The following is a 17,857-nucleotide window of genomic DNA, read 5'->3' on the forward strand; positions in this document are numbered from 1 at the left end:
AACCACAGACCAAACATAACGGCGGGTGAAACATGCAAACCAACATCGTAGAAGTCGAAAACTTTGTGCAACATAATGAAGAAAGGCGAAGTAGCACGTTCCAGCGCGAAGTGAAGAAGTATCTGGAACGTTATCCGTTAACCCAGCATATCGACGTGCTGCTGACCGATCTCAACGGCAGCTTCCGCGGCAAGCGCATTCCGGTGAGCGGGTTGGGTAAACTGGAGAAGGGCTGTTACTTCCCAGCCTCGGTGTTCGCGATGGATATTCTTGGCAACGTGGTGGAAGAGGCGGGTTTGGGGCAGGACATGGGTGAGCCGGACCATATTTGTGTGCCGGTAGCCGGAACCCTGACGCCATCGGCGGCCGATCCGCAATATCTGGGCCAGGTACTGCTCACCATGCTGGATGAAGATGGTACTCCCTTTGACGTTGAACCGCGCAATGTGCTGAACCGAGTGTGGCAGCGTTTGCGTCAGCGCGGGTTATTCCCCGTAGTAGCGGTAGAGTTGGAGTTCTATCTCATCGATCGCCAACGCGATCCGGAAGGTTATTTGCAACCCCCTTGCGCCCCCGGCACCCAGGAGCGTAACACCCAGAGCCAGGTCTATTCGGTAGATAACCTCAACCACTTTGCCGACGTGCTGAGCGAAATCGACGAACTGGCTCGCCTGCAAGGGCTCCCGGCCGACGGTGCGGTAGCGGAAGCGTCACCGGGCCAGTTTGAGGTTAATCTACATCACACCAATGATGTATTGCAGGCCTGTGACCATGCCCTGGCGTTAAAGCGGCTGGTACGCATGGTGGCAGAGAAACACCATATGCATGCAACCTTCATGGCTAAGCCTTACGAGGAACATGCGGGCAGCGGTATGCATGTGCATATCAGCATGCTGGACAAGCAGGGTAACAACGTCTTTGCCGATGCGGATGGCGAAGACTCCGCGTTGTTGAAGCAGGCGCTGGCAGGCATGATCGCCTTGATGCCTGCCTCTATGGCGCTGCTGGCTCCTAACGTTAATGCTTACCGCCGCTTCCAGGCGGGGATGTACGTTCCTACCCAGGCATCCTGGGGCCATAACAACCGCACCGTAGCGTTACGTATTCCCTGTGGCGATCGCGACAGCCACCGCGTGGAGTATCGCGTGGCGGGTGCCGATGCCAATCCTTATCTGGTGATGGCAACCATTCTGGCCGGGATTGTCTACGGCCTCGACACTCAGTTACCGCTGCTTGAGCCAGTCACCGGCAACGGGCTGGAGCAAGAGGGGCTACCTTTCCCGATCCGCCAGAGCGATGCGCTGTATGAGTTCGAACACCAGCCGGTGCTCAATGCGCTGCTGGGCGAACGTTTCAGCCACGTCTATCTGGCCTGTAAGACCGATGAGCTGCAGCAGTTTGAGCGGCTGATCACCGAAACCGAAATCGAGTGGATGCTGAAAAACGCCTGACGTCCTCAGCCCGATCCTACTGCGCGCCGGCGCATTCCCGCGGGCTACCTGTGGCCTGGCGAAGCCGTGCGCGACGGTGATGACTTCTTCCAACTTGGCGTACAGGACGCCGGTGAGGAATAACCCAATGACGATAAGTGCCATCGACGATAATGGCGCGGGCAAACCGCAACTGCGCAAGACATTGAAACTGTGGCAAGTGGTGATGATGGGCCTGGCCTATCTGACGCCAATGACGGTGTTTGACACCTTCGGTATCGTTTCTGGCGTGACAGACGGGCACGTTCCGGCGTCCTACCTGTTGGCATTGGCCGGGGTGCTATTTACCGCCATCAGCTATGGCAAGCTGGTGCGCCAGTTCCCGACTTCGGGCTCGGCTTACACCTACGCGCAAAAGGCTATCAACCCGCACGTGGGGTTCCTCGTTGGCTGGTCATCGCTGCTGGATTACCTGTTTTTGCCGATGATCAATACGCTATTGGCCAAAATCTATCTTACGGCCCTGTTCCCAGAGGTTCCGCCGTGGGTCTGGGTGGTAGGCTTTGTGATCCTGATCACCGCGATCAATCTGAAAAGCGTCAGTCTGGTTGCAAACTTCAACACCCTGTTTGTGGTGGCGCAGGTGGCGATTATCGTGGTGTTTATCTTCCTGGTGGTACGGGGGTTGCACAATGGCGAAGGGGTTGGCCAGGTGTGGAGTCTGCAACCCTTTATCAGTGAAAACGCCCATTTATTGCCGGTTATTACCGGCGCCACCATCCTGTGCTTTTCGTTTCTGGGTTTTGACGCCGTCACTACGCTGTGTGAAGAAACGCCCGATGCCGCTCGTGTGATCCCGCGCGCTATCTTCCTTACTGCACTCTATGGTGGGGTGATCTTCATCACCGTGTCGTTCTTTATTCAGCTGTTCTTCCCGACGCTGGAGCGTTTCAAACAGCCTGATGCGGCACTGCCGGAAATCGCGCTGTATGTGGGCGGCAAGCTGTTCCAGTCGATCTTCCTGTGCATCACCTTTATCAACACCCTGGCTTCTGGCCTGGCTTCCCATGCCAGCGTGTCCAGGCTGCTGTATGTGATGGGGCGCGACAATGTGTTCCCGGAAAAATTCTTTGGTTACGTGCATCCTAAATGGCGCACGCCAGCGCTTAACGTGCTGCTGGTTGGTCTGGTGGCGTTATCGGCATTATCCTTCGACTTGGTGACGGCGACCGCCCTGATCAACTTTGGCGCGCTGGTGGCCTTTACCTTCGTCAACCTTTCGGTGATCAGCCACTTCTATATTCGACAAGGGCGCAACAAGAGCTGGAAAGACCGCTTCCATTACCTGATCCTGCCGCTGGTGGGTGCGTTGACGGTAGGGATCTTGTGGCTGAACCTGGAAAAAAGCTCCCTGACCATGGGGCTGCTGTGGGCGGCGCTCGGGTTTGGCTATCTAGCCTATCTTACCCGTCGTTTCCGCCAGCCACCGCCGCAGTTGGAGCGCCAACCTCAGCAGTAAAGGCATGGGCGCAGCGTTGTGCCCTTTCTTTTTCCCTGGTAGGGCAGTAGAGTAAAAAATCGTATAAAAATAACCAATTGGATCCTACGCTAATGCCTCCGTTGTCTGCTTCCCATAAAGCTACCTTGCTCGGCCTGCTGGCCATTGTGTTATGGAGCAGCGTGGTTGGCCTGATCCGCAGCGTCAGCGAAGGGTTGGGGGCGGTCGGCGGGGCGGCGATGATCTATAGCGTGGGCACGCTGTTTCTGCTGGGGGTGATGGGCATTCCCAAGCTGCGCGAGTTCCGCCGTTCCTATCTGATCCTCGGCAGTCTGCTGTTTGTGCTGTATGAGATTTGCCTCTCGCTGTCGCTGGGCTATGCCAACAACCGTATGCAGGCCATTGAGCTGGGGATGATCAACTACCTTTGGCCCTGTTTTACCGTGTTGATGGCCATTCTGTTCAATGGGCAAAAGGCCAAATGGTGGGTGGTGCCTGGTTTGTTACTTTCCCTGTTCGGGATTGGCTGGATCATGAGTGGCAGCGGCGGTTGGTCACCGGCACAAATGCTGGCCAACGTGCGCAGTAATCCGTTGAGTTACGGGCTGGCATTCAGTGGTGCGGTGATTTGGGCCATCTATTGCAACGTGACCAAGAGGATCGCCCAGGGCAAAAACGCGGTAGTGCTGTTTATCTCGCTGACCGCGCTGGCGCTGTGGCTGATTTATCCTTTCAGTAATGAAAGCGGCATGCACTTTAGCCTGCCGGTTGTGGTGGCGTTGCTGTGCGTGGGGACGGCGATGGGGGCTGGCTATGCCGCTTGGAACGTCGGGATCCTGCATGGCAATATGACGCTGCTGGCGACCGTATCTTACTTTACCCCGGTATTGTCATCGGTGTTTGCCGCCGTGGTACTCAGCACCGCGCTGACCCTCAACTTCTGGCAAGGGGTGATGATGGTCACGCTAGGATCGCTGATTTGCTGGCGGGCCACCCGCGCCGACTGAGGCCTATTTTTTACCTGCGCAGGCGGCAGAATAATGAATTTCGAGCTAATCTCAAGGTAAGTGTTCTGCCAGAAGGAACGGGAAAATGAGAAAAGATATTCAATTTATTCAGCAGCCAGCGCTTAATGGTCACAGTTTCAGCACTGGTGATATCGTTCGCCTGACCACCGCTAACCTACCGCATGAATACCAGTTGGATGTGATGATCCTGCGCCGTGACGATAAGCTGATCCACGGCTCGGTAGTCGTGGCCTCGCCGAAAGTCGATATCCCGGTCAGCCAATGGGAAATTGCCACGGGGGATGAGGTGGTATTCCGGCAAGAGAACATTGCCAAGGCCGTACCCGGAGCCCGCTGAAAAAACCAACCTGTTCGCCCTATAAAGGGGGGTCGTATCCTGCGCCCGCCTGCCACTAAGCCGACATAAGCGTCGGCTTTTTTACGCGCTTTTTAACCCCAGGTTAAAATTTGGTGTTGTACACCAAGACACCAAAAATCGTCATTTGAAACTTATCGACATGATGAAAATCACATCAAAAATGTTTTGTACTGCAATTTATTTTAATAAATGAGAACGCAATCGATTACGCGATGGTAAAATGCCTGACTGGATCACAGATTATTACAGTGAGAGCTTTCTATAATGCGCACGGCTAACGGCAATAGGTAACCGTTCGTTTACAGCAGGCGTCGCCAGACACATATCATTCCAACGGGCAGGGAATTGGCCCACTCAGCATGTGGTAATAAAATGAAGAAAATAGCTCTCGCAGCAGGTGTGCTTCTTTCCGCGTCTTTCAGCCCCGCTTCCATGGCGGCAGAAAGCAAAGACAGCCAGTATCTTTCAGACTGGTGGCATCAGAGTGTCAACGTAGTAGGCAGCTACCATACCCGCTTCGGGCCGCAGCTGAACAATGACGTGTATCTGGAGTATGAAGCCTTTGCCAAGAAAGACTGGCTGGATTTCTATGGCTACGTGGATGTGCCAAAGTTCTTCGGCACCGGTAACACGCCAAACCGTGGTATCTGGGATAAAGGTTCACCGCTGTTTATGGAGATCGAACCGCGCTTCTCCATCGACAAACTGACCGGCACCAACCTGGGCTTTGGGCCGTTCAAAGAGTGGTATTTTGCCAACAACTACATTTACGACATGGGGCGTAACAACGCCTCCCGTCAAAGCACCTGGTATATGGGCCTAGGCACCGATATCGAAACCGGTCTGCCGATGAGCCTGTCGATGAACATTTATGCCAAATACCAATGGCAGAACTATGGTGCATCCAACGAGAACAGCTGGGACGGCTATCGCTTCAAGGTGAAATATTTTGTGCCGTTGACCGAAATGTGGGGCGGCAACCTGAGCTATATCGGTTTCACCAACTTTGACTTTGATTCCGATCTGGGCAGCGACAACTTCGTGGTGGATGGCCGTCAGGCACGTACCAGCAACTCTATCGCCTCCAGCCACATTTTGGCGCTGAACTACGATCACTGGCATTACTCTTTCGTGGCACGTTACTTCCATAACGGTGGTCAATGGAATGATGGGGTGGACATCGGTACGCCGCAGGGGCCAATCAAGTCTACCGGCTGGGGTTACTACCTGGTTGCCGGTTATAACTTCTGATTTTTCGTGGTATCAGAAACAGGAAACCCCGCGTTGGCGGGGTTTTTTTTCATCATTATGGCTAACTTTCCGCGGGTAAATGTTTAACCGGCATAACCAATTTACCCTTGATAACGTAGCACTCATTGTCGATCCACTTGAGGATTTGCTCACGGCTGACACCTTCAAATTGCGCATAGCGATAAATATCACCATTGAAGTGCAGCTGGATGTACTCCATCAACGTCATGTGCATGGTTATAACTCCTAAACGCCCAGAAATAGCGGTTTCGCCACGCTGAGTGGTTGAGCTTTTCAAGGCCTAAAGGTAAATTATTCGCAACAAAACAGCAACAAAAAAGACTAAAAAGTGGCGTTATAGTAGCGAAAAGTAGTAAAAGAAATCCCGCACGGGACGGCGGGAAATTGAGTAGTATCATTTATCGATGACATAAGATGGGTTTTGAGGTGCAACGAAAAAGAGCAGGTTTACTCATTTCTGTGGCCGACTAAAATTACTGGATGGCTTATTTTGCCGCAAGAAAAATCTACGGCATTTACTCGGATATCATGAGTAGTTTTGCGCGTGAACAATTTTTTGCCTGATAGCCACGACCTGTTTTTTAATAATTGGTGTGAATGATATGTCGGGCTGATAGGCGGGCGCAGCATGCAGCGCCCCGTCATGGCACGGCGAACCTTTACGCTCGGGCGCAGATGTTCTTTTTGAACGTGAGTACACGGCTGCGGCTGGCGATCAGATCGACCTGGTAACCCCGGAAATACAGACAAAACCGATTCAGGTTGGGCCCATCGTTGCTTTCAACCAATATCCTCCCATCCCCCAGCGAACTTAGGGTGCCGGTTTGCACCGCCGGGCCGACCCCGATGTGGATCTGGTTGCCGCAAATTTCAAACGCGGTGCGGTATTGTGGATGATACCAGTGCCCTTGAACCTGCTTGAGACAAACCGTTTCGCTAGCGACCGGCAGAAAGCGGCGTGCAACGTGGCCAACTTCACCTTCTATGGCTTCACCTGTCCACTTAAGGCGCATTGGCTGATGGGCCGAGAGCGATACTGCATAACCGTCTTCACTTTGATACAGCGGTTCGTTGGAGCCCAGATAGGCCACGTTGCCCCCTTTAACTTCCAACCAATAGGGTTCCGCCCGGGTGGCGTAGATGCCATCTGGGATCGCCGTGCTGCGTTGGGGCAGCGGTGCGTTCAACAGCGCCGCCATCACCTGTAAAATGATGGCAAAGCTGTCACAATCTTCACGGTTGGCGACCAGCAGGGCACCTGCTTGCCGGTCAGGCGCTAGCAGAAAATAGGTCTTATAACCGGCATGAGAACCGCCATGTCCGAGCAATATCTGGCTGCCAAGCGGCGTTTGCGCCAGCCCTAGTCCGTAACGGCTGACTTGGCCCTGGCTGAGCCGACGCGGGGCACTTAGCTGCGTCAGGACCCCTTTGCCAGGGCCGTTATTGGCCAGCAGGCATTGCAACCAGCGGGTGAGGGCGTTGGCGCTCCCTGTCAGGCTGCCAGAGGCGGAGAGATGCAAGCCGGCGCTGGTCTGTTGCCAACCATTGGCCGTATGCCAATAGCCGGGAGCTAGCCCAGACACCACATCAAACCAGCTTTCGGGTGCTTGTAGCTGTACGTCCAGAGGGCGGGCCAGATGCTGCTGAACCAGATCATCAAAAGCGTATCCTTTAGTCTTCAGCGCCGCTTCTACCAGGCGGTAGCCGGTATTGGTGTAGGTGATCTCACTGCCTACCGGGTAGTTGAGCCGGGTTAAACCATGGATAAACTCCATTACTGGCTGGGCCTCACTGACGGTGTTGACCGAGACGCCAAGCAGCCCCAGCGTTTGCCGAATATCGGGTAGCCCGCTGGTCATGTCCAAAGCCTGGCCAACCGTCACCTCCGCCAATTGTCCCTGCAATTCGGGCAGTAGACTGCCAAGGCGATCGTCAAGCTGCAGAGCGTTATCGGTGGCATTAAGCGCCAGCGCGGCAAAAATATGTTTGGTGATGGAGGCATAGCGCACCACGGTATCAGCAGTGAAAGGATCGCGGCGTGCCAGATCGGCCAGCCCAGCACACACCACTGCCTGGGTGTTATCAGTGTCAAACAGGGTGATAGCCCCACCGGGTTGGCCTGCGGTTTGCCAGCCTGCCAACAGTTGAGCGGCGGTTGCCTGTGCGGCGCGCCAGTTTAGCGGGGTGTCAGACATAGTTTCCTCCTGAGATAACGAACGCCACACATCACCGTGGCCGACTACACACGAGTGTCTACCACAGCCACGATAGAGACGTGGATGGCGGGTAAGGCAAGGGTGGTCTTTCAATCCCTGATCTCTGGCCAGCAACGGGTGGGCATGGGATGAAAGAGGCCCAATTGTGGCGCAAGGCAAAAGTCACGGGCCGCTGTTTTGTGCGCTGTTCAGACCAGTGGGCAACCTTTCCATCAAAATTGGGATGCAGTGCTCAAATCGTCATGGAAGGGTATGAAAGACAGGAGGGGATATCGGTGAGGGCAAGATTGACTCCGGCGCAATAGCGGCACCGGAGTTGTGGCGGATTAGCGTTGTTGCTCGCCCCAGGCCAGCATGCTTTCTATCATCTGCTGCAACAGGCGTTGTAAAGGTGCGGCACGGGCGGCATCAAACTCAAATGTCTGCTCGGACATATAGTTCACCTGCGCCAGCTCCAGCTGCACCGCGTGCTGGTTTTCCTGCGGTTGACCATAGGCACGGGTAATGTAGCCCCCTTTAAAGCGCCCGTTGAGCACGTGGCTGAACTGCTGTTGTTGCTGACAACAGGTGACCAGCCTGTCACTCAGTGAGGAAGGGCAGCTTTCACCCCCGTTGGTGCCCAGGTTGAGATCGGGTAGCTTGCCGTCGAACAGGCGCGGTATCACGGAGGCGATCGAGTGGGCGTCAAACAGTAAGGCGTAACCGTGTTGGGCTTTTAGCCGTGTCAGCTCATTCTGTAGTTGCTGATGGTAGGGCTGCCAGATGTTCTGCAGGTATCCGGCCCGTTCTTCGTCCGAAGGGGCGGCGTCCGGCAGAAAACTGGGGCGGCCATCGAACAATACATCCGGAAACAGACCGGTGGTGGCAGTGGTGTAGAGCGGTTTGTCATCTGCCGGCCGGTTGAGGTCAATCACCAGGCGCGAATAGTTACCCACCAGGATGCTGGCACCCATGGCACGGGCAAAATCGTACAGCCGTGGAATATGCCAGTCGGTGTCTTGCAGGGGGCGGGCCTCATCGGTGAGCCCTTTCTCAACCGCTGGCGTCAAGCGGGTGCCAGCATGGGGAATACTGATCAACAGCGGCAGTTGGCCGCTCTGGAACTCGAAAGGATCGCAAATCATTAACGGACTTCTCCTCGGAAAATCACCGTGCAGGGCAGTTGGCCGCCCAACCAGTAAGCCAGCTCTGCCGGGCGTGCCAGCGGCCAGTGAACAAAATCGGCCACTTTGCCCACTTCCAGCGAGCCGTGGGTTTCCTGCAGGCCCAAAGCCTTGGCGGCATGCAGCGTGACGCCTGCCAGCGCTTCTTCCGGCGTTAGGCGGAACAGGGTGCAGGCCATATTAATCATCAGACGCAGCGATAGTGCGGGTGAGGTGCCAGGGTTGGCATCACTGGCAATGGCCATCTTGACGCCGTGTTTGCGGAACAGCTCAACCGGTGGGCACTGCGTTTCTCGTAACAAGTAGTAGGCCCCCGGTAACAGTACCGCCACGGTTCCGGCCGCTGCCATCGCCATTGCATCTTGTTCGGTGGCATATTCCAGGTGATCGGCGGAAAGGGCATGATGCCGTGCCGCCAATGTGCTGCCACCCAGAGCCGAAAGCTGCTCCGCGTGCAGTTTCACCGGCAGGCCAGCTTGTTCTGCGGCTGCGAAAACCCTCTCAACCTGCTCAGGGGAGAAGGCCAGATGTTCGCAAAACGCGTCTACTGCATCTGCCAGACCTGCTGCTGCGGCTTCAGGGATGATGGTATTGCACACCAGATCGATATAGTCGTCGCTGCGTCCGGCATATTCCGGTGGCAGGGCATGAGCGGCCAGACAGGTGGTTTTCACTTCGACAGGTAATATTTCTGCCAGACGACGTGCGACACGTAGCATTTTCAACTCGCTTGCCAGCGTTAAGCCGTAGCCGGATTTGATTTCTACGCAGGTGACACCCTCGGCCAGCAATGGCCGTAGGCGGAACAATGCTTGCTCCAGCAACAACTCTTCTTGCGCATCGCGCGTGGCCTTGACCGTGGAGATAATACCACCGCCCTGAGCAGCAATCTCTGCGTAGCTCACCCCGTTCAGACGTTGTTCAAACTCGCCGCTGCGGTCGCCACCAAACACCAGATGGGTATGACAATCCACCAGGCCAGGGGTGATGATGCCACCGTCAAGCTTCACCGTTTTGGCCGCGACCAAGGCTGGCATAGTGGCCTGTTCACCCAACCAGACGATCTTGCCTGCACGCACGGCGATCGCACCGTTGCTGATGATGTGATATTTGCCGTCACGCATGGTGACGATATCGGCCCCGTGCCACAGGCTGTCGCAGTGGATCTCAGACGTCATGGTGTTTCCGCTCCCACATGGTTGTATATACAATTAAAAACAACCTAGCGCATTCGCCGGGCTGCGACAAGAGAGGGGATAAAAATTTGTTACCGAGATGTGATGAAACGCGAAAAAGGCAGGGTTTAGCGGTACCAGAAACGGCCCTAGGGGCGCTGCACATAAACTGCGCCCCCTGGGTAGCACGCTCTGTCCAACTTAAACCTGATTGGTAAAACGGCCAAACAGCTGATAGCGGCTGCCTGGATAGAGCAGGCGCGCAGAAGTCACCACCATTTTGCCAGACCAGGTGCGACGATGGATCAGCAGGCCCGGCTCGTGGTCTTCCAATTGCAGCAGTTCGCGCTCCTGCTTGGTTGGCACCACGGCTTCGACAATATGTTCACCTGCGGTCAGCGGAGCGGACTGGGTCAGGTAAATATAGGGCGTGACCCGATCGAAATCCTGCTTCATATAATCTGGGGCTGCCAGCGGATTGACGCAGCGATCTTCCACCTGCACCGGCACGTCATTTTCATAATGCACAATCTGCGAGTAGAACAGCTGCTGGCCCGGCGGGATCCCCAATGCCGTCGCCTCCTCTGCGCTGGCAGGGCGGGCGGTCAGCTGCAAAATTTTACTGCTGTGGCGGTGCCCTCGGGCGGCGATCTCATCGGCGATATTATGCACTTCCAGCAACGCGGTGTGTGCCTTGGCCTCGGCCACGAAGGTGCCAACGCCCTGCATGCGGATCAAAAAGCCCTCGCTGGTCAATTCACGCAAGGCCCGGTTGATGGTCATGCGGCTGACGCCCAGCTCGCTGACCAGTTCACTTTCCGAGGGCACGCGTTGGTGCGGCTGCCAGAGGCCCGCACGGATTTGGCTTACGATGGCCTGTTTGACCCGTTGATAGATCGGGGCGGGGGTATCGCTCATTGCTGCAGCCAGCTGCAACACGGTCTGTTGATCTACCACGACGTTAACCTCGTCAAATAAAAAAATAATAACACCAGTTTACTGTTGATGTTGAAGATATGTATATGTATATACAAGTAAGCGTCCGTTCACCAGATGAATGAAACTGGTTTACAAATTTTTTACCTGCGCGGCGTGACAGTCGTGCGTTCTTAGCCGTTACACCTACTTTGGAATACTGCTATGCCTGCTTATTTTGCCTCTCGCGCACTGCTTCCGACCGGTTGGGCCCGTAACGTACGGCTCGAAGTCGATGCTCACGGCCAATTGACCCAAGTGACCACCAATGCTGACTCAGGCGGTTGCCTGCGCCTGCACGGCGACGTGGTGCCGGGCATGCCGAACCTGCACTCTCATGCCTTCCAGCGCGCGATGGCCGGGCTGGCAGAGGTAGCGGGCAACCCGCAAGACAGCTTCTGGACCTGGCGCGATCTGATGTATCGCCTGGTTCAGCGCTTAACCCCGGAGCAGGTTGGGGTTATCGCCCGTCAACTGTATATCGAAATGCTCAAGGGCGGCTACACCCAGGTTGCCGAGTTCCATTATCTGCATCACACACCGGAAGGAAAAGCTTACGCCGACCGGGGCGAGATGACAGGTCGCCTCAGTGAGGCAGCGCTTCAGGCAGGCATTGGCATGACCCTGTTGCCGGTGCTTTACAGCTACGCCGGGTTTGGTGCTCAGCCTGCGCAAGCGGGGCAGCGGCGCTTTATTCAGAGTGCGGAGAGCTACCTCGAACAGCAACAGGTGATAGCTCGCCAACTGGCAGGTCAGCCATTGCAGAATCAGGGGTTATGTTTCCATTCGCTGCGGGCGGTTGAACTGGGACAGATGCAGCAGATCCTGGCGGCCTCTGACCAGACCTTGCCGGTACATATTCATATCGCCGAGCAGCAAAAAGAGGTCAACGACTGCCTGGCTTGGAGCGGTCAACGCCCGGTGGCCTGGCTGTATGAACATTTGCCGGTGGATAGCCGCTGGTGTCTGGTGCATGCCACTCATCTGGATCGTGTGGAGCTTGAGCAACTGGCTCACAGCAAAGCAGTGGCCGGATTATGTCCGACCACCGAGGCGAATCTAGGAGACGGCATTTTCCCAGGCGACAGTTATTTGCACCACCAAGGGCGCTGGGGGATCGGTTCGGACAGCCATGTTTCCCTAAACGTGGTGGAAGAGTTACGCTGGTTTGAGTATGGGCAGCGGCTGCGCGATCAGCGCCGTAACCGCCTGACCACGCCAGAGCAACCCGCTGTGGCAGACGTGCTTTATCAACAGGCATTACGGGGCGGTGCTCAGGCCTGTGGTACGGCAATTGGCAAGCTGGCGGTAGGCTATCGTGCGGACTGGTTGGTGCTGGATGGTGACGACCCGTATCTGGCATCTGCGCCTGATGCCTCTATCCTCAACCGCTGGCTGTTTGCCGGGGGCAAAGAGCAGATCCGCGACGTATTTGTTGCTGGCCGCCAGGTGATTGAGCAGGGACGTCACGCGTTGCAACAGCAAAGCAGCGCTGAGTTCCTACAGGTGCTGAAAACGTTCCAACAGGAGGCGTGATGAAACTGAACCGTTTCGATTTTGCCGAGCTGCCGGTGAGCCCTTGGCGTAATGGCGGCGGAGAAACTCGCGAAATTACCTGCCAACCGCCGGGCAACACCGAATTCGGCTGGCGTGCCAGCATTGCTACCATCGCGCAGAATGGGCCTTTCTCGGCCTTTAACGGCATTGACCGGTCCATCACTTTGCTGGAAGGCGATGGCGTACATTTGTTCAGCGAAGGCCTGATCGATCACCGGTTGCAGCGCATCGGTGAGCCGTTTGCTTTCTCTGGGGATGTGTCGCTAGAGGCCAGATTATTGGGCGGCAGCAGCCAGGACTTCAACATCATGACGCGGCGTGGTCACTACCAGGCGCAGGTGCAACGCATTGCTGAAACCATCGGGCTATCGCTACAGCATGCCGGTGTGTTGTATGTGCTGCGAGGGCAATGGCAGTTGCCAGACGGCAAGTTGCTGGCCGCACGACAGGGTTGCTGGTGGCTACCAGGGGATGGCCCGCTAAGGCTGGTGGCTCAGGGCAATGATGCGCGGGCCTTATGGGCCGATATCGTGCCTGCCACGCTGTTATAGGGGGCTGTAGGCCGAGCCTGCGCATTCTTTGTCACCAATCTGGACTATTCCGATTACTCTGCCAGGGCTGACGTGAGAATATAACACCAAGAGAGGCCGGGCTTGCATACCTTGGGCTCTTACAGGATCGCCAACCATTTCGGTTGGCGATTCACTTTCCCTCTTTCAGCATGTTGATCGCTGCACCGATCAGGATGCGCTGCTCGATATCGTGGCTTTCCGCCAGATGCTGCGCCAACTGCCTGGACAGGCTCTCCACCGACAATTCCTCGCCTCGATGACGCAACTGCATCACGCTGTCGCCAATCAATCGGGCAACCTCATCCCATACTGGTTTGATCTCCTTTTCCGAGAACTTCATCGCTAACCTCGGCTGGGTGATTTTTGCTCAATGTAGCAGTTGCCAACCGGCTACGCCAGCCGTCAGGCCATAGAGAAAATAAAACCGGAAGTATAAAAATCATCCCATCAGTGTTTCTTCTTGTTTTTATATTCAATACTGGATTGGTCAAATCAACGAGAGGGGCGCAACCATGAAATTGGTCGAACAATTAGCGGCTTATTATCAACTTAGCCGAGATGCCGAAGTGAAAAACCGCTGGTGCCGTTGGTGGCTACCACAGGGGGAGGCCCGCATCGCCTATTTGCGTGAGCTGTTGGAGCCAGTGGCCAAAGCGCCTCCTACCCGAGCGGGAGAGGCGGTTAACAAAATGCAGGATTAGCCGAAGACGATAGCTGCCCAGCGCAATAGCAGCAGGGCCAGACAGATCAGCACCAGGATCACAAACATTTTCCAGTGCTTGGTACGCATACGCTTGGTTGGCAATTCGGGGTTCCTTATTTTTCTTTAGACGCAGAGGTACCAACTACCCAGAGCGATGAGGATGATGGCTATAACTGTGATGATTTTCAGTAAATCACTGAAGGTGTCATCGGGATCTTGCTCTGCCTGGTTCATTTTATTGCCCTGGCAGGTTGGCTGCCATTGAGGACATGTTGATCCACAGTATGAATGCTGCACTGCAATACGCACAGAACTTTACCGTAAAGTCAGGTAAAAAGCAGGGGCTGCGAGCCGGTGCGGCAACGTGATGGATGCAGACGTGAGGGAATACGGTGTAATATTGCCTGAGCACCTGTGACTCAATCAATAAAGGTAAAGCAATGGCCATTCCTGAAAAGTATGAAAATGTAGAACGTTGGGCGTTTGGTGATACCGAACAGCAGGCGGATGAGTTGGTGAAACTGGTGCTGGATGGCGTCAAGACCGCCACCTGCTCCAATCTGGATGGCGAAGGTATTCCGCAGCCTGGCGATGTCTTTGTGGTGGTGGACGGCAAGAATGAGCCGGTGTGCGCCATTGAGCTGACGAAGGTGGATATGAGCACCTATGAGCAGGTGGATGCGGCTCATGCCCTGGCTGAGGGGGAAGGCGATCGCTCGCTGGATTACTGGCGCAAAGAGCACAAACGCTTCTTCGAAGAGTATGAACTGTTCTCACCGGATATGACGCTGGTGTTGATGCATTTCAAGGTTATCGAAAAATTCTGAGTGATGTCTCAGCCTGAAGTGCCCTACGTGTGCCAATGGGCGACGCCAGAGCTGGCTGCCGATCTGATTGCCGGGCGTGCCACGTTGGCGGATGATGCCAACTGGGTGCTGAGCGGGGCGGCCAGCCAGGCGGAATATGTCGAGTGGGCCAACCACGTGTGCGGCATGGCCTGTCTGAAAATGGTGCTGACGCACCGGGATGGCACGGTGCCGCCCTTGCTGGAGCTGGCACGCCGCAGCATGCCTTACGGGGCCTATGTGCGCGACGGCGAACGGATCAAGGGGCTGATTTATGCGCCCTTTGTGGTGTTTGTGCGTGAACAGTTTGCGCTAACGGCAGAGGTGCGAGTCAATCTCGATGAAAGTCAGTTGCCGCAGTTGCTGGAGCAACACCGCTATTTTATCGCCTCGGTGCATCCGAGTATCCGGCAGCCAGCGGCACAGCCGCCAGCGCGGGGTGGGCATCTAGTGTTGGTGTTCGCTGCAGATCGGCATAGCGTTACCTTTCATAATCCTTCCGGTGATAGCCTTGCCAGTCGCCAGAAGGTGACAATGTCACTGGCAGATTTTGGCCGTTTCTTTGCCGGGCGCGGTATCGCCATCGCATAAAACAACGTGCCGTGCCCAATGGGAACACGGCGCGTCTTTTCTCCTGAACCTCTCTACTCCAGCCGCATCACCCAGGCATCCGCATGTCGATCGTAATGCTGTTTGTACAGCAGCGACTGTTGGCCATCCAGCATAGCCGGAATACTGGTGTGCTCGTCCCAACCGTCTAGCTGCATGCACAGGTCGGGGTCCGATTTGCAGGGGATCGCCAGGGTGCTTTTCCCTTCGGCGTGTTCAGATGCTGGCGTTAAATGCGCGTCATCAACCTCGAAGCTGCCTATTTTCACGACGGTTTTGCCCATTGGAACTCCTTGCTGAAACTAGTGGTATGAGGTGTGACCAGTTGTGACCACCCAATAAGCATAGACAAACAGGCGAAAAAGTCACAATAAAAGTAGCCATTGGTCCGCGGGACGCTGCCGTGGCACTAGACCCAACCATCAATGCTTACTTAATAGTCACGATAAATATTAACGTTCCTCACTATCGCACTCCTTAACAATTTTAAAGTCGAGGTATAGCGCTATTTTCTGGAGTAAAGTTTGTTAATAACATGGAAAATGGTTTTTTATTCTTATTTCATTCAAAGCAGATAAATTCCGCTTAAGCTAAATTTATTGATCTATATTTAACCACGATAGCCTGTTTCATCAGGTTGTTACCGTCAGGGTTCCCTTGCAAAAAAACAGAACCCGGCTTGAGCGTCGTCCTTTGGCAGTTTTTGGCAGTGCGTGAGTCCACCAGAGAATTTCCATACGCAACCTGGTTGCATGAATACACATCGGTGTAAGTTGTTATTGGGAGTTATCATGGGCGAAAAAAAGCGTTTATTACTGGCCTTGTTGGCTGCTGCAACCTTGACGTTGGCTTCTGGTGTGCAGGCGGCGGGGACCTTGACAGGGCAAGTCGGTATTCAGTTGACGATCGGTAGCGGCTGTACCGTGGGTAATGGCGGCGCGACTGGCGGCACCAACCAATGGGGGACCTTGAACTTTGGCAGTTACTCCGATCTGACCAGCGTAATCAACGGTACGGTGTTTGGTGCCAATGGCTCCAGCGCGGTCACCATCACCTGCAGCAATGGCCTCAGCCCGACGCTGTCGCTCAATGGCGGTCTGGCGGCAACGGGCGGGCTGCGCGCCATGAGTTCCGGCGGCGACACCATTCCTTATCGCCTCTATTCTGATAGTGCACGTACCACGGAAATCGCCATTAATACGCCGATTGCTTTAACGACGGGCACCACGGCGCAAAACATCCCGATTTATGGCCGCGTATTACCTGGCGACCAACTCAGCACCACACCAACCGCAGGGACTTACAACGATACCGTAGTCGCCACGCTTTCCTGGTAAGGCTGTTATTCCGTCGGGGGCGAATCAGCCCCTGGCTGGTTTTCTATACGGGAAGGAATGAGCATGGGGATCAGGGTATTGCTGCTGTTGCCAGCGATCTTGTCGCAGTCTTTGCTGCTCAACATTTCCTTAGGCCAGGCGGCGACGATCGGTATTGCGGCTACGTTGCTGCCCGCCTGTGAAGCGGGAACAACGACGTCTGGCAATACCAGCTTTGGCACGATGAATTTCGGCAATTTTGCCGCTGTGAACACTGTGATCAACGCGACCAGCGCCCAGTTGGCGGGTTCAATCCGTGTCAAATGCGTCAGTGGTCTGAGTTATAAAATCTTGCTGGATGGGGGCAGCAGCGGTGTGGTTACGAATCGCAAAATGGTAAATACCACCAATAGCTCGGCTAGCGTATTGTACAACCTTTACACCAACCAACCTGGGGGAACGATTTGGGATAACACCACCGGGTTGAGTGACACTGGCAACGGAGCCGATCAATGGCACACCGTCTATGGCCGTGTTCCCGCGCAAACCACACCGGCAGCCGGTATTTATCTGGATACGGTGAATGTCACCGTGTCCTGGTAGCGGGGGCATTGATGCGCAATGTCTCCTTGCTCATGCTGCCGTTGATGATGTGCGGTGCGCTACGTGCTGCCACGCCAACTAGCACCACCTTTACCGTGACGGCAACCCTGACCAACGGCTGTGCTTTTGGCAGCTCGTTTTCCAGCCCCACATCCAACCTCGGCACCATCAATTTTGGCACCATGACGACCCTTGCCAGTAATGTCGATACCGTGAGCACCGCCGGTGCCGGTTCGGTGGTGGTGACCTGTACGCCGGGAGCGACTGTCAGCATAGCCATGGATTACGGCATCCACGGGGGCAGCGCTACCCGGCGTTTTATGCAAAACAGCGCCAATAGCGACACGCTGGGTTATCAGCTGTTTCGCGATGCCAACCGTAGTCAGGTCTGGGGCAATGGCGCATTGGTGATGTCTATCCCCAGTTTTCCCAGCACCACACAAACTTACCCGGTTTATGCCCGGTTATACGCCGTGACCACACTGCCTTCGGCAGGCACTTATACCGATACGGTCACCGTAACATTAACTTATTGAA

21 protein-coding genes are annotated in these 17,857 nt (G+C 55.2%); 13 read left to right on the forward strand and 8 right to left on the reverse strand.

Features of this window, described 5'->3' with window-relative positions; all coding sequences use genetic code 11:
- Positions 1 to 32: 32 nt before the first annotated feature.
- From ACMV5H_RS05395 to ACMV5H_RS05415, 5 genes are all read left to right on the forward strand, one after another.
- On the forward strand, positions 33 to 1,451 hold the full coding sequence (locus ACMV5H_RS05395) for a glutamine synthetase family protein (protein WP_021804647.1): 1,419 nt from the start codon (positions 33 to 35) through the stop codon (positions 1,449 to 1,451).
- Positions 1,452 to 1,578: 127 nt separating this feature from the next.
- Complete coding sequence (locus ACMV5H_RS05400) at positions 1,579 to 2,949, forward strand: APC family permease (RefSeq protein ID WP_115158397.1); 1,371 nt, start codon at positions 1,579 to 1,581, stop codon at positions 2,947 to 2,949.
- A 92-nt stretch (positions 2,950 to 3,041) separates the two neighbouring features.
- Complete coding sequence (gene yddG / locus ACMV5H_RS05405) at positions 3,042 to 3,935, forward strand: aromatic amino acid DMT transporter YddG (protein WP_021804645.1); 894 nt, start codon at positions 3,042 to 3,044, stop codon at positions 3,933 to 3,935.
- Between the two features lie 85 nt (positions 3,936 to 4,020).
- Positions 4,021 to 4,293, forward strand: a complete 273-nt coding sequence (locus tag ACMV5H_RS05410) for a hypothetical protein (RefSeq protein WP_021804644.1) — start codon at positions 4,021 to 4,023, stop codon at positions 4,291 to 4,293.
- A gap of 393 nt (positions 4,294 to 4,686) precedes the next feature.
- On the forward strand, positions 4,687 to 5,565 hold the full coding sequence (locus tag ACMV5H_RS05415; protein ID WP_021804643.1) for a nucleoside-specific channel-forming protein Tsx: 879 nt from the start codon (positions 4,687 to 4,689) through the stop codon (positions 5,563 to 5,565).
- Positions 5,566 to 5,626: 61 nt separating this feature from the next.
- On the opposite strand, the gene ACMV5H_RS05420 is transcribed toward ACMV5H_RS05415, so the two are convergent.
- From ACMV5H_RS05420 to hutC, 5 genes are all read right to left on the reverse strand, one after another.
- On the reverse strand, positions 5,627 to 5,800 hold the full coding sequence (locus tag ACMV5H_RS05420) for a hypothetical protein (protein WP_021178238.1): 174 nt from the start codon (positions 5,798 to 5,800) through the stop codon (positions 5,627 to 5,629).
- A gap of 445 nt (positions 5,801 to 6,245) precedes the next feature.
- Positions 6,246 to 7,781 carry a serine hydrolase domain-containing protein gene (locus tag ACMV5H_RS05425; RefSeq protein WP_115158398.1) on the reverse strand — a complete coding sequence of 512 codons (1,536 nt, stop codon included), beginning with the start codon at positions 7,779 to 7,781 and terminating at the stop codon, positions 6,246 to 6,248.
- Between the two features lie 347 nt (positions 7,782 to 8,128).
- Positions 8,129 to 8,926 carry an N-formylglutamate deformylase gene (hutG, locus tag ACMV5H_RS05430; RefSeq protein ID WP_021804641.1) on the reverse strand — a complete coding sequence of 266 codons (798 nt, stop codon included), beginning with the start codon at positions 8,924 to 8,926 and terminating at the stop codon, positions 8,129 to 8,131.
- Positions 8,926 to 10,143, reverse strand: coding sequence for an imidazolonepropionase (gene hutI / locus ACMV5H_RS05435; RefSeq protein WP_115158399.1), 1,218 nt, complete (start codon positions 10,141 to 10,143; stop codon positions 8,926 to 8,928). The genes hutG and hutI overlap by 1 nt, the downstream gene beginning before the upstream one ends.
- Before the next feature lie 198 nt (positions 10,144 to 10,341).
- Entirely contained in the window at positions 10,342 to 11,097 is a 756-nt protein-coding gene (gene hutC, locus ACMV5H_RS05440) for a histidine utilization repressor (RefSeq protein WP_414821556.1), read from the reverse strand.
- Positions 11,098 to 11,280: 183 nt separating this feature from the next.
- Between hutC and ACMV5H_RS05445 the strand changes: the two genes are divergently transcribed.
- Together ACMV5H_RS05445 and ACMV5H_RS05450 are read left to right on the forward strand one after the other, a co-directional pair.
- Positions 11,281 to 12,651, forward strand: a complete 1,371-nt coding sequence (locus tag ACMV5H_RS05445) for a formimidoylglutamate deiminase (RefSeq protein ID WP_115158401.1) — start codon at positions 11,281 to 11,283, stop codon at positions 12,649 to 12,651.
- Complete coding sequence (locus tag ACMV5H_RS05450; RefSeq protein ID WP_094981823.1) at positions 12,651 to 13,223, forward strand: HutD family protein; 573 nt, start codon at positions 12,651 to 12,653, stop codon at positions 13,221 to 13,223. The genes ACMV5H_RS05445 and ACMV5H_RS05450 overlap by 1 nt, the downstream gene beginning before the upstream one ends.
- A gap of 151 nt (positions 13,224 to 13,374) precedes the next feature.
- On the opposite strand, the gene ACMV5H_RS05455 is transcribed toward ACMV5H_RS05450, so the two are convergent.
- Positions 13,375 to 13,584, reverse strand: a complete 210-nt coding sequence (locus ACMV5H_RS05455) for a DUF2767 family protein (RefSeq protein WP_094981822.1) — start codon at positions 13,582 to 13,584, stop codon at positions 13,375 to 13,377.
- A 172-nt stretch (positions 13,585 to 13,756) separates the two neighbouring features.
- Between ACMV5H_RS05455 and ACMV5H_RS05460 the strand changes: the two genes are divergently transcribed.
- On the forward strand, positions 13,757 to 13,945 hold the full coding sequence (locus tag ACMV5H_RS05460; RefSeq protein WP_059200596.1) for a hypothetical protein: 189 nt from the start codon (positions 13,757 to 13,759) through the stop codon (positions 13,943 to 13,945).
- Here ACMV5H_RS05460 and yniD read toward each other — a convergent pair.
- A complete protein-coding gene (gene yniD / locus ACMV5H_RS05465) occupies positions 13,942 to 14,049 on the reverse strand; it encodes a small membrane protein YniD (RefSeq protein WP_223499378.1) in 108 nt (35 codons plus the stop codon). The genes ACMV5H_RS05460 and yniD overlap by 4 nt on opposite strands.
- 338 nt (positions 14,050 to 14,387) lie before the next feature.
- Between yniD and ACMV5H_RS05470 the strand changes: the two genes are divergently transcribed.
- Both ACMV5H_RS05470 and ACMV5H_RS05475 read left to right on the forward strand, forming a co-directional pair.
- The gene (locus ACMV5H_RS05470) at positions 14,388 to 14,774 is read left to right on the forward strand and encodes an ASCH domain-containing protein (protein WP_021804633.1); all 387 of its coding nucleotides are present in this window, start codon (positions 14,388 to 14,390) and stop codon (positions 14,772 to 14,774) included.
- Between the two features lie 3 nt (positions 14,775 to 14,777).
- On the forward strand, positions 14,778 to 15,383 hold the full coding sequence (locus ACMV5H_RS05475) for a hypothetical protein (RefSeq protein WP_094981821.1): 606 nt from the start codon (positions 14,778 to 14,780) through the stop codon (positions 15,381 to 15,383).
- Between the two features lie 53 nt (positions 15,384 to 15,436).
- Here ACMV5H_RS05475 and ACMV5H_RS05480 read toward each other — a convergent pair whose 3' ends face one another.
- Positions 15,437 to 15,685 (reverse strand): DUF1480 family protein, encoded by a 249-nt coding sequence (locus ACMV5H_RS05480; RefSeq protein WP_021178226.1) that lies wholly within the window; start codon positions 15,683 to 15,685, stop codon positions 15,437 to 15,439.
- Positions 15,686 to 16,192: 507 nt separating this feature from the next.
- Here ACMV5H_RS05480 and ACMV5H_RS05485 point away from each other — a divergent pair.
- From ACMV5H_RS05485 to ACMV5H_RS05495, 3 genes are all read left to right on the forward strand, one after another.
- A complete protein-coding gene (locus tag ACMV5H_RS05485; RefSeq protein WP_021804630.1) occupies positions 16,193 to 16,738 on the forward strand; it encodes a spore coat U domain-containing protein in 546 nt (181 codons plus the stop codon).
- Between the two features lie 63 nt (positions 16,739 to 16,801).
- A complete protein-coding gene (locus ACMV5H_RS05490; protein WP_021804629.1) occupies positions 16,802 to 17,320 on the forward strand; it encodes a spore coat U domain-containing protein in 519 nt (172 codons plus the stop codon).
- 11 nt (positions 17,321 to 17,331) lie between these two features.
- A complete protein-coding gene (locus tag ACMV5H_RS05495) occupies positions 17,332 to 17,856 on the forward strand; it encodes a spore coat U domain-containing protein (RefSeq protein ID WP_115158403.1) in 525 nt (174 codons plus the stop codon).
- Position 17,857 lies beyond the last annotated feature (1 nt).

The sequence above is a fragment of the Serratia sp. N21D137 genome (assembly GCF_047530005.1).
GTDB classification, from domain to species: domain Bacteria; phylum Pseudomonadota; class Gammaproteobacteria; order Enterobacterales; family Enterobacteriaceae; genus Chania; species Chania fonticola_B.

Excerpts from the sequence above, each read along its gene's own strand:
- ACMV5H_RS05395 (WP_021804647.1), top strand. The coding sequence starts at position 33 with ATGCAAACCAACATCGTAGAAGTCGAAAACTTTGTGCAACATAATGAA.
- ACMV5H_RS05400 (WP_115158397.1), top strand. The coding sequence starts at position 1,579 with ATGACGATAAGTGCCATCGACGATAATGGCGCGGGCAAACCGCAACTG.
- yddG (WP_021804645.1), top strand. The coding sequence starts at position 3,042 with ATGCCTCCGTTGTCTGCTTCCCATAAAGCTACCTTGCTCGGCCTGCTG.
- ACMV5H_RS05410 (WP_021804644.1), top strand. The coding sequence starts at position 4,021 with ATGAGAAAAGATATTCAATTTATTCAGCAGCCAGCGCTTAATGGTCAC.
- ACMV5H_RS05415 (WP_021804643.1), top strand. The coding sequence starts at position 4,687 with ATGAAGAAAATAGCTCTCGCAGCAGGTGTGCTTCTTTCCGCGTCTTTC.
- ACMV5H_RS05420 (WP_021178238.1), bottom strand. The coding sequence starts at position 5,800 with ATGCACATGACGTTGATGGAGTACATCCAGCTGCACTTCAATGGTGAT.
- ACMV5H_RS05425 (WP_115158398.1), bottom strand. The coding sequence starts at position 7,781 with ATGTCTGACACCCCGCTAAACTGGCGCGCCGCACAGGCAACCGCCGCT.
- hutG (WP_021804641.1), bottom strand. The coding sequence starts at position 8,926 with ATGATTTGCGATCCTTTCGAGTTCCAGAGCGGCCAACTGCCGCTGTTG.
- hutI (WP_115158399.1), bottom strand. The coding sequence starts at position 10,143 with ATGACGTCTGAGATCCACTGCGACAGCCTGTGGCACGGGGCCGATATC.
- ACMV5H_RS05445 (WP_115158401.1), top strand. The coding sequence starts at position 11,281 with ATGCCTGCTTATTTTGCCTCTCGCGCACTGCTTCCGACCGGTTGGGCC.
- ACMV5H_RS05450 (WP_094981823.1), top strand. The coding sequence starts at position 12,651 with ATGAAACTGAACCGTTTCGATTTTGCCGAGCTGCCGGTGAGCCCTTGG.
- ACMV5H_RS05455 (WP_094981822.1), bottom strand. The coding sequence starts at position 13,584 with ATGAAGTTCTCGGAAAAGGAGATCAAACCAGTATGGGATGAGGTTGCC.
- ACMV5H_RS05460 (WP_059200596.1), top strand. The coding sequence starts at position 13,757 with ATGAAATTGGTCGAACAATTAGCGGCTTATTATCAACTTAGCCGAGAT.
- ACMV5H_RS05470 (WP_021804633.1), top strand. The coding sequence starts at position 14,388 with ATGGCCATTCCTGAAAAGTATGAAAATGTAGAACGTTGGGCGTTTGGT.
- ACMV5H_RS05475 (WP_094981821.1), top strand. The coding sequence starts at position 14,778 with ATGTCTCAGCCTGAAGTGCCCTACGTGTGCCAATGGGCGACGCCAGAG.
- ACMV5H_RS05480 (WP_021178226.1), bottom strand. The coding sequence starts at position 15,685 with ATGGGCAAAACCGTCGTGAAAATAGGCAGCTTCGAGGTTGATGACGCG.
- ACMV5H_RS05485 (WP_021804630.1), top strand. The coding sequence starts at position 16,193 with ATGGGCGAAAAAAAGCGTTTATTACTGGCCTTGTTGGCTGCTGCAACC.
- ACMV5H_RS05490 (WP_021804629.1), top strand. The coding sequence starts at position 16,802 with ATGGGGATCAGGGTATTGCTGCTGTTGCCAGCGATCTTGTCGCAGTCT.
- ACMV5H_RS05495 (WP_115158403.1), top strand. The coding sequence starts at position 17,332 with ATGCGCAATGTCTCCTTGCTCATGCTGCCGTTGATGATGTGCGGTGCG.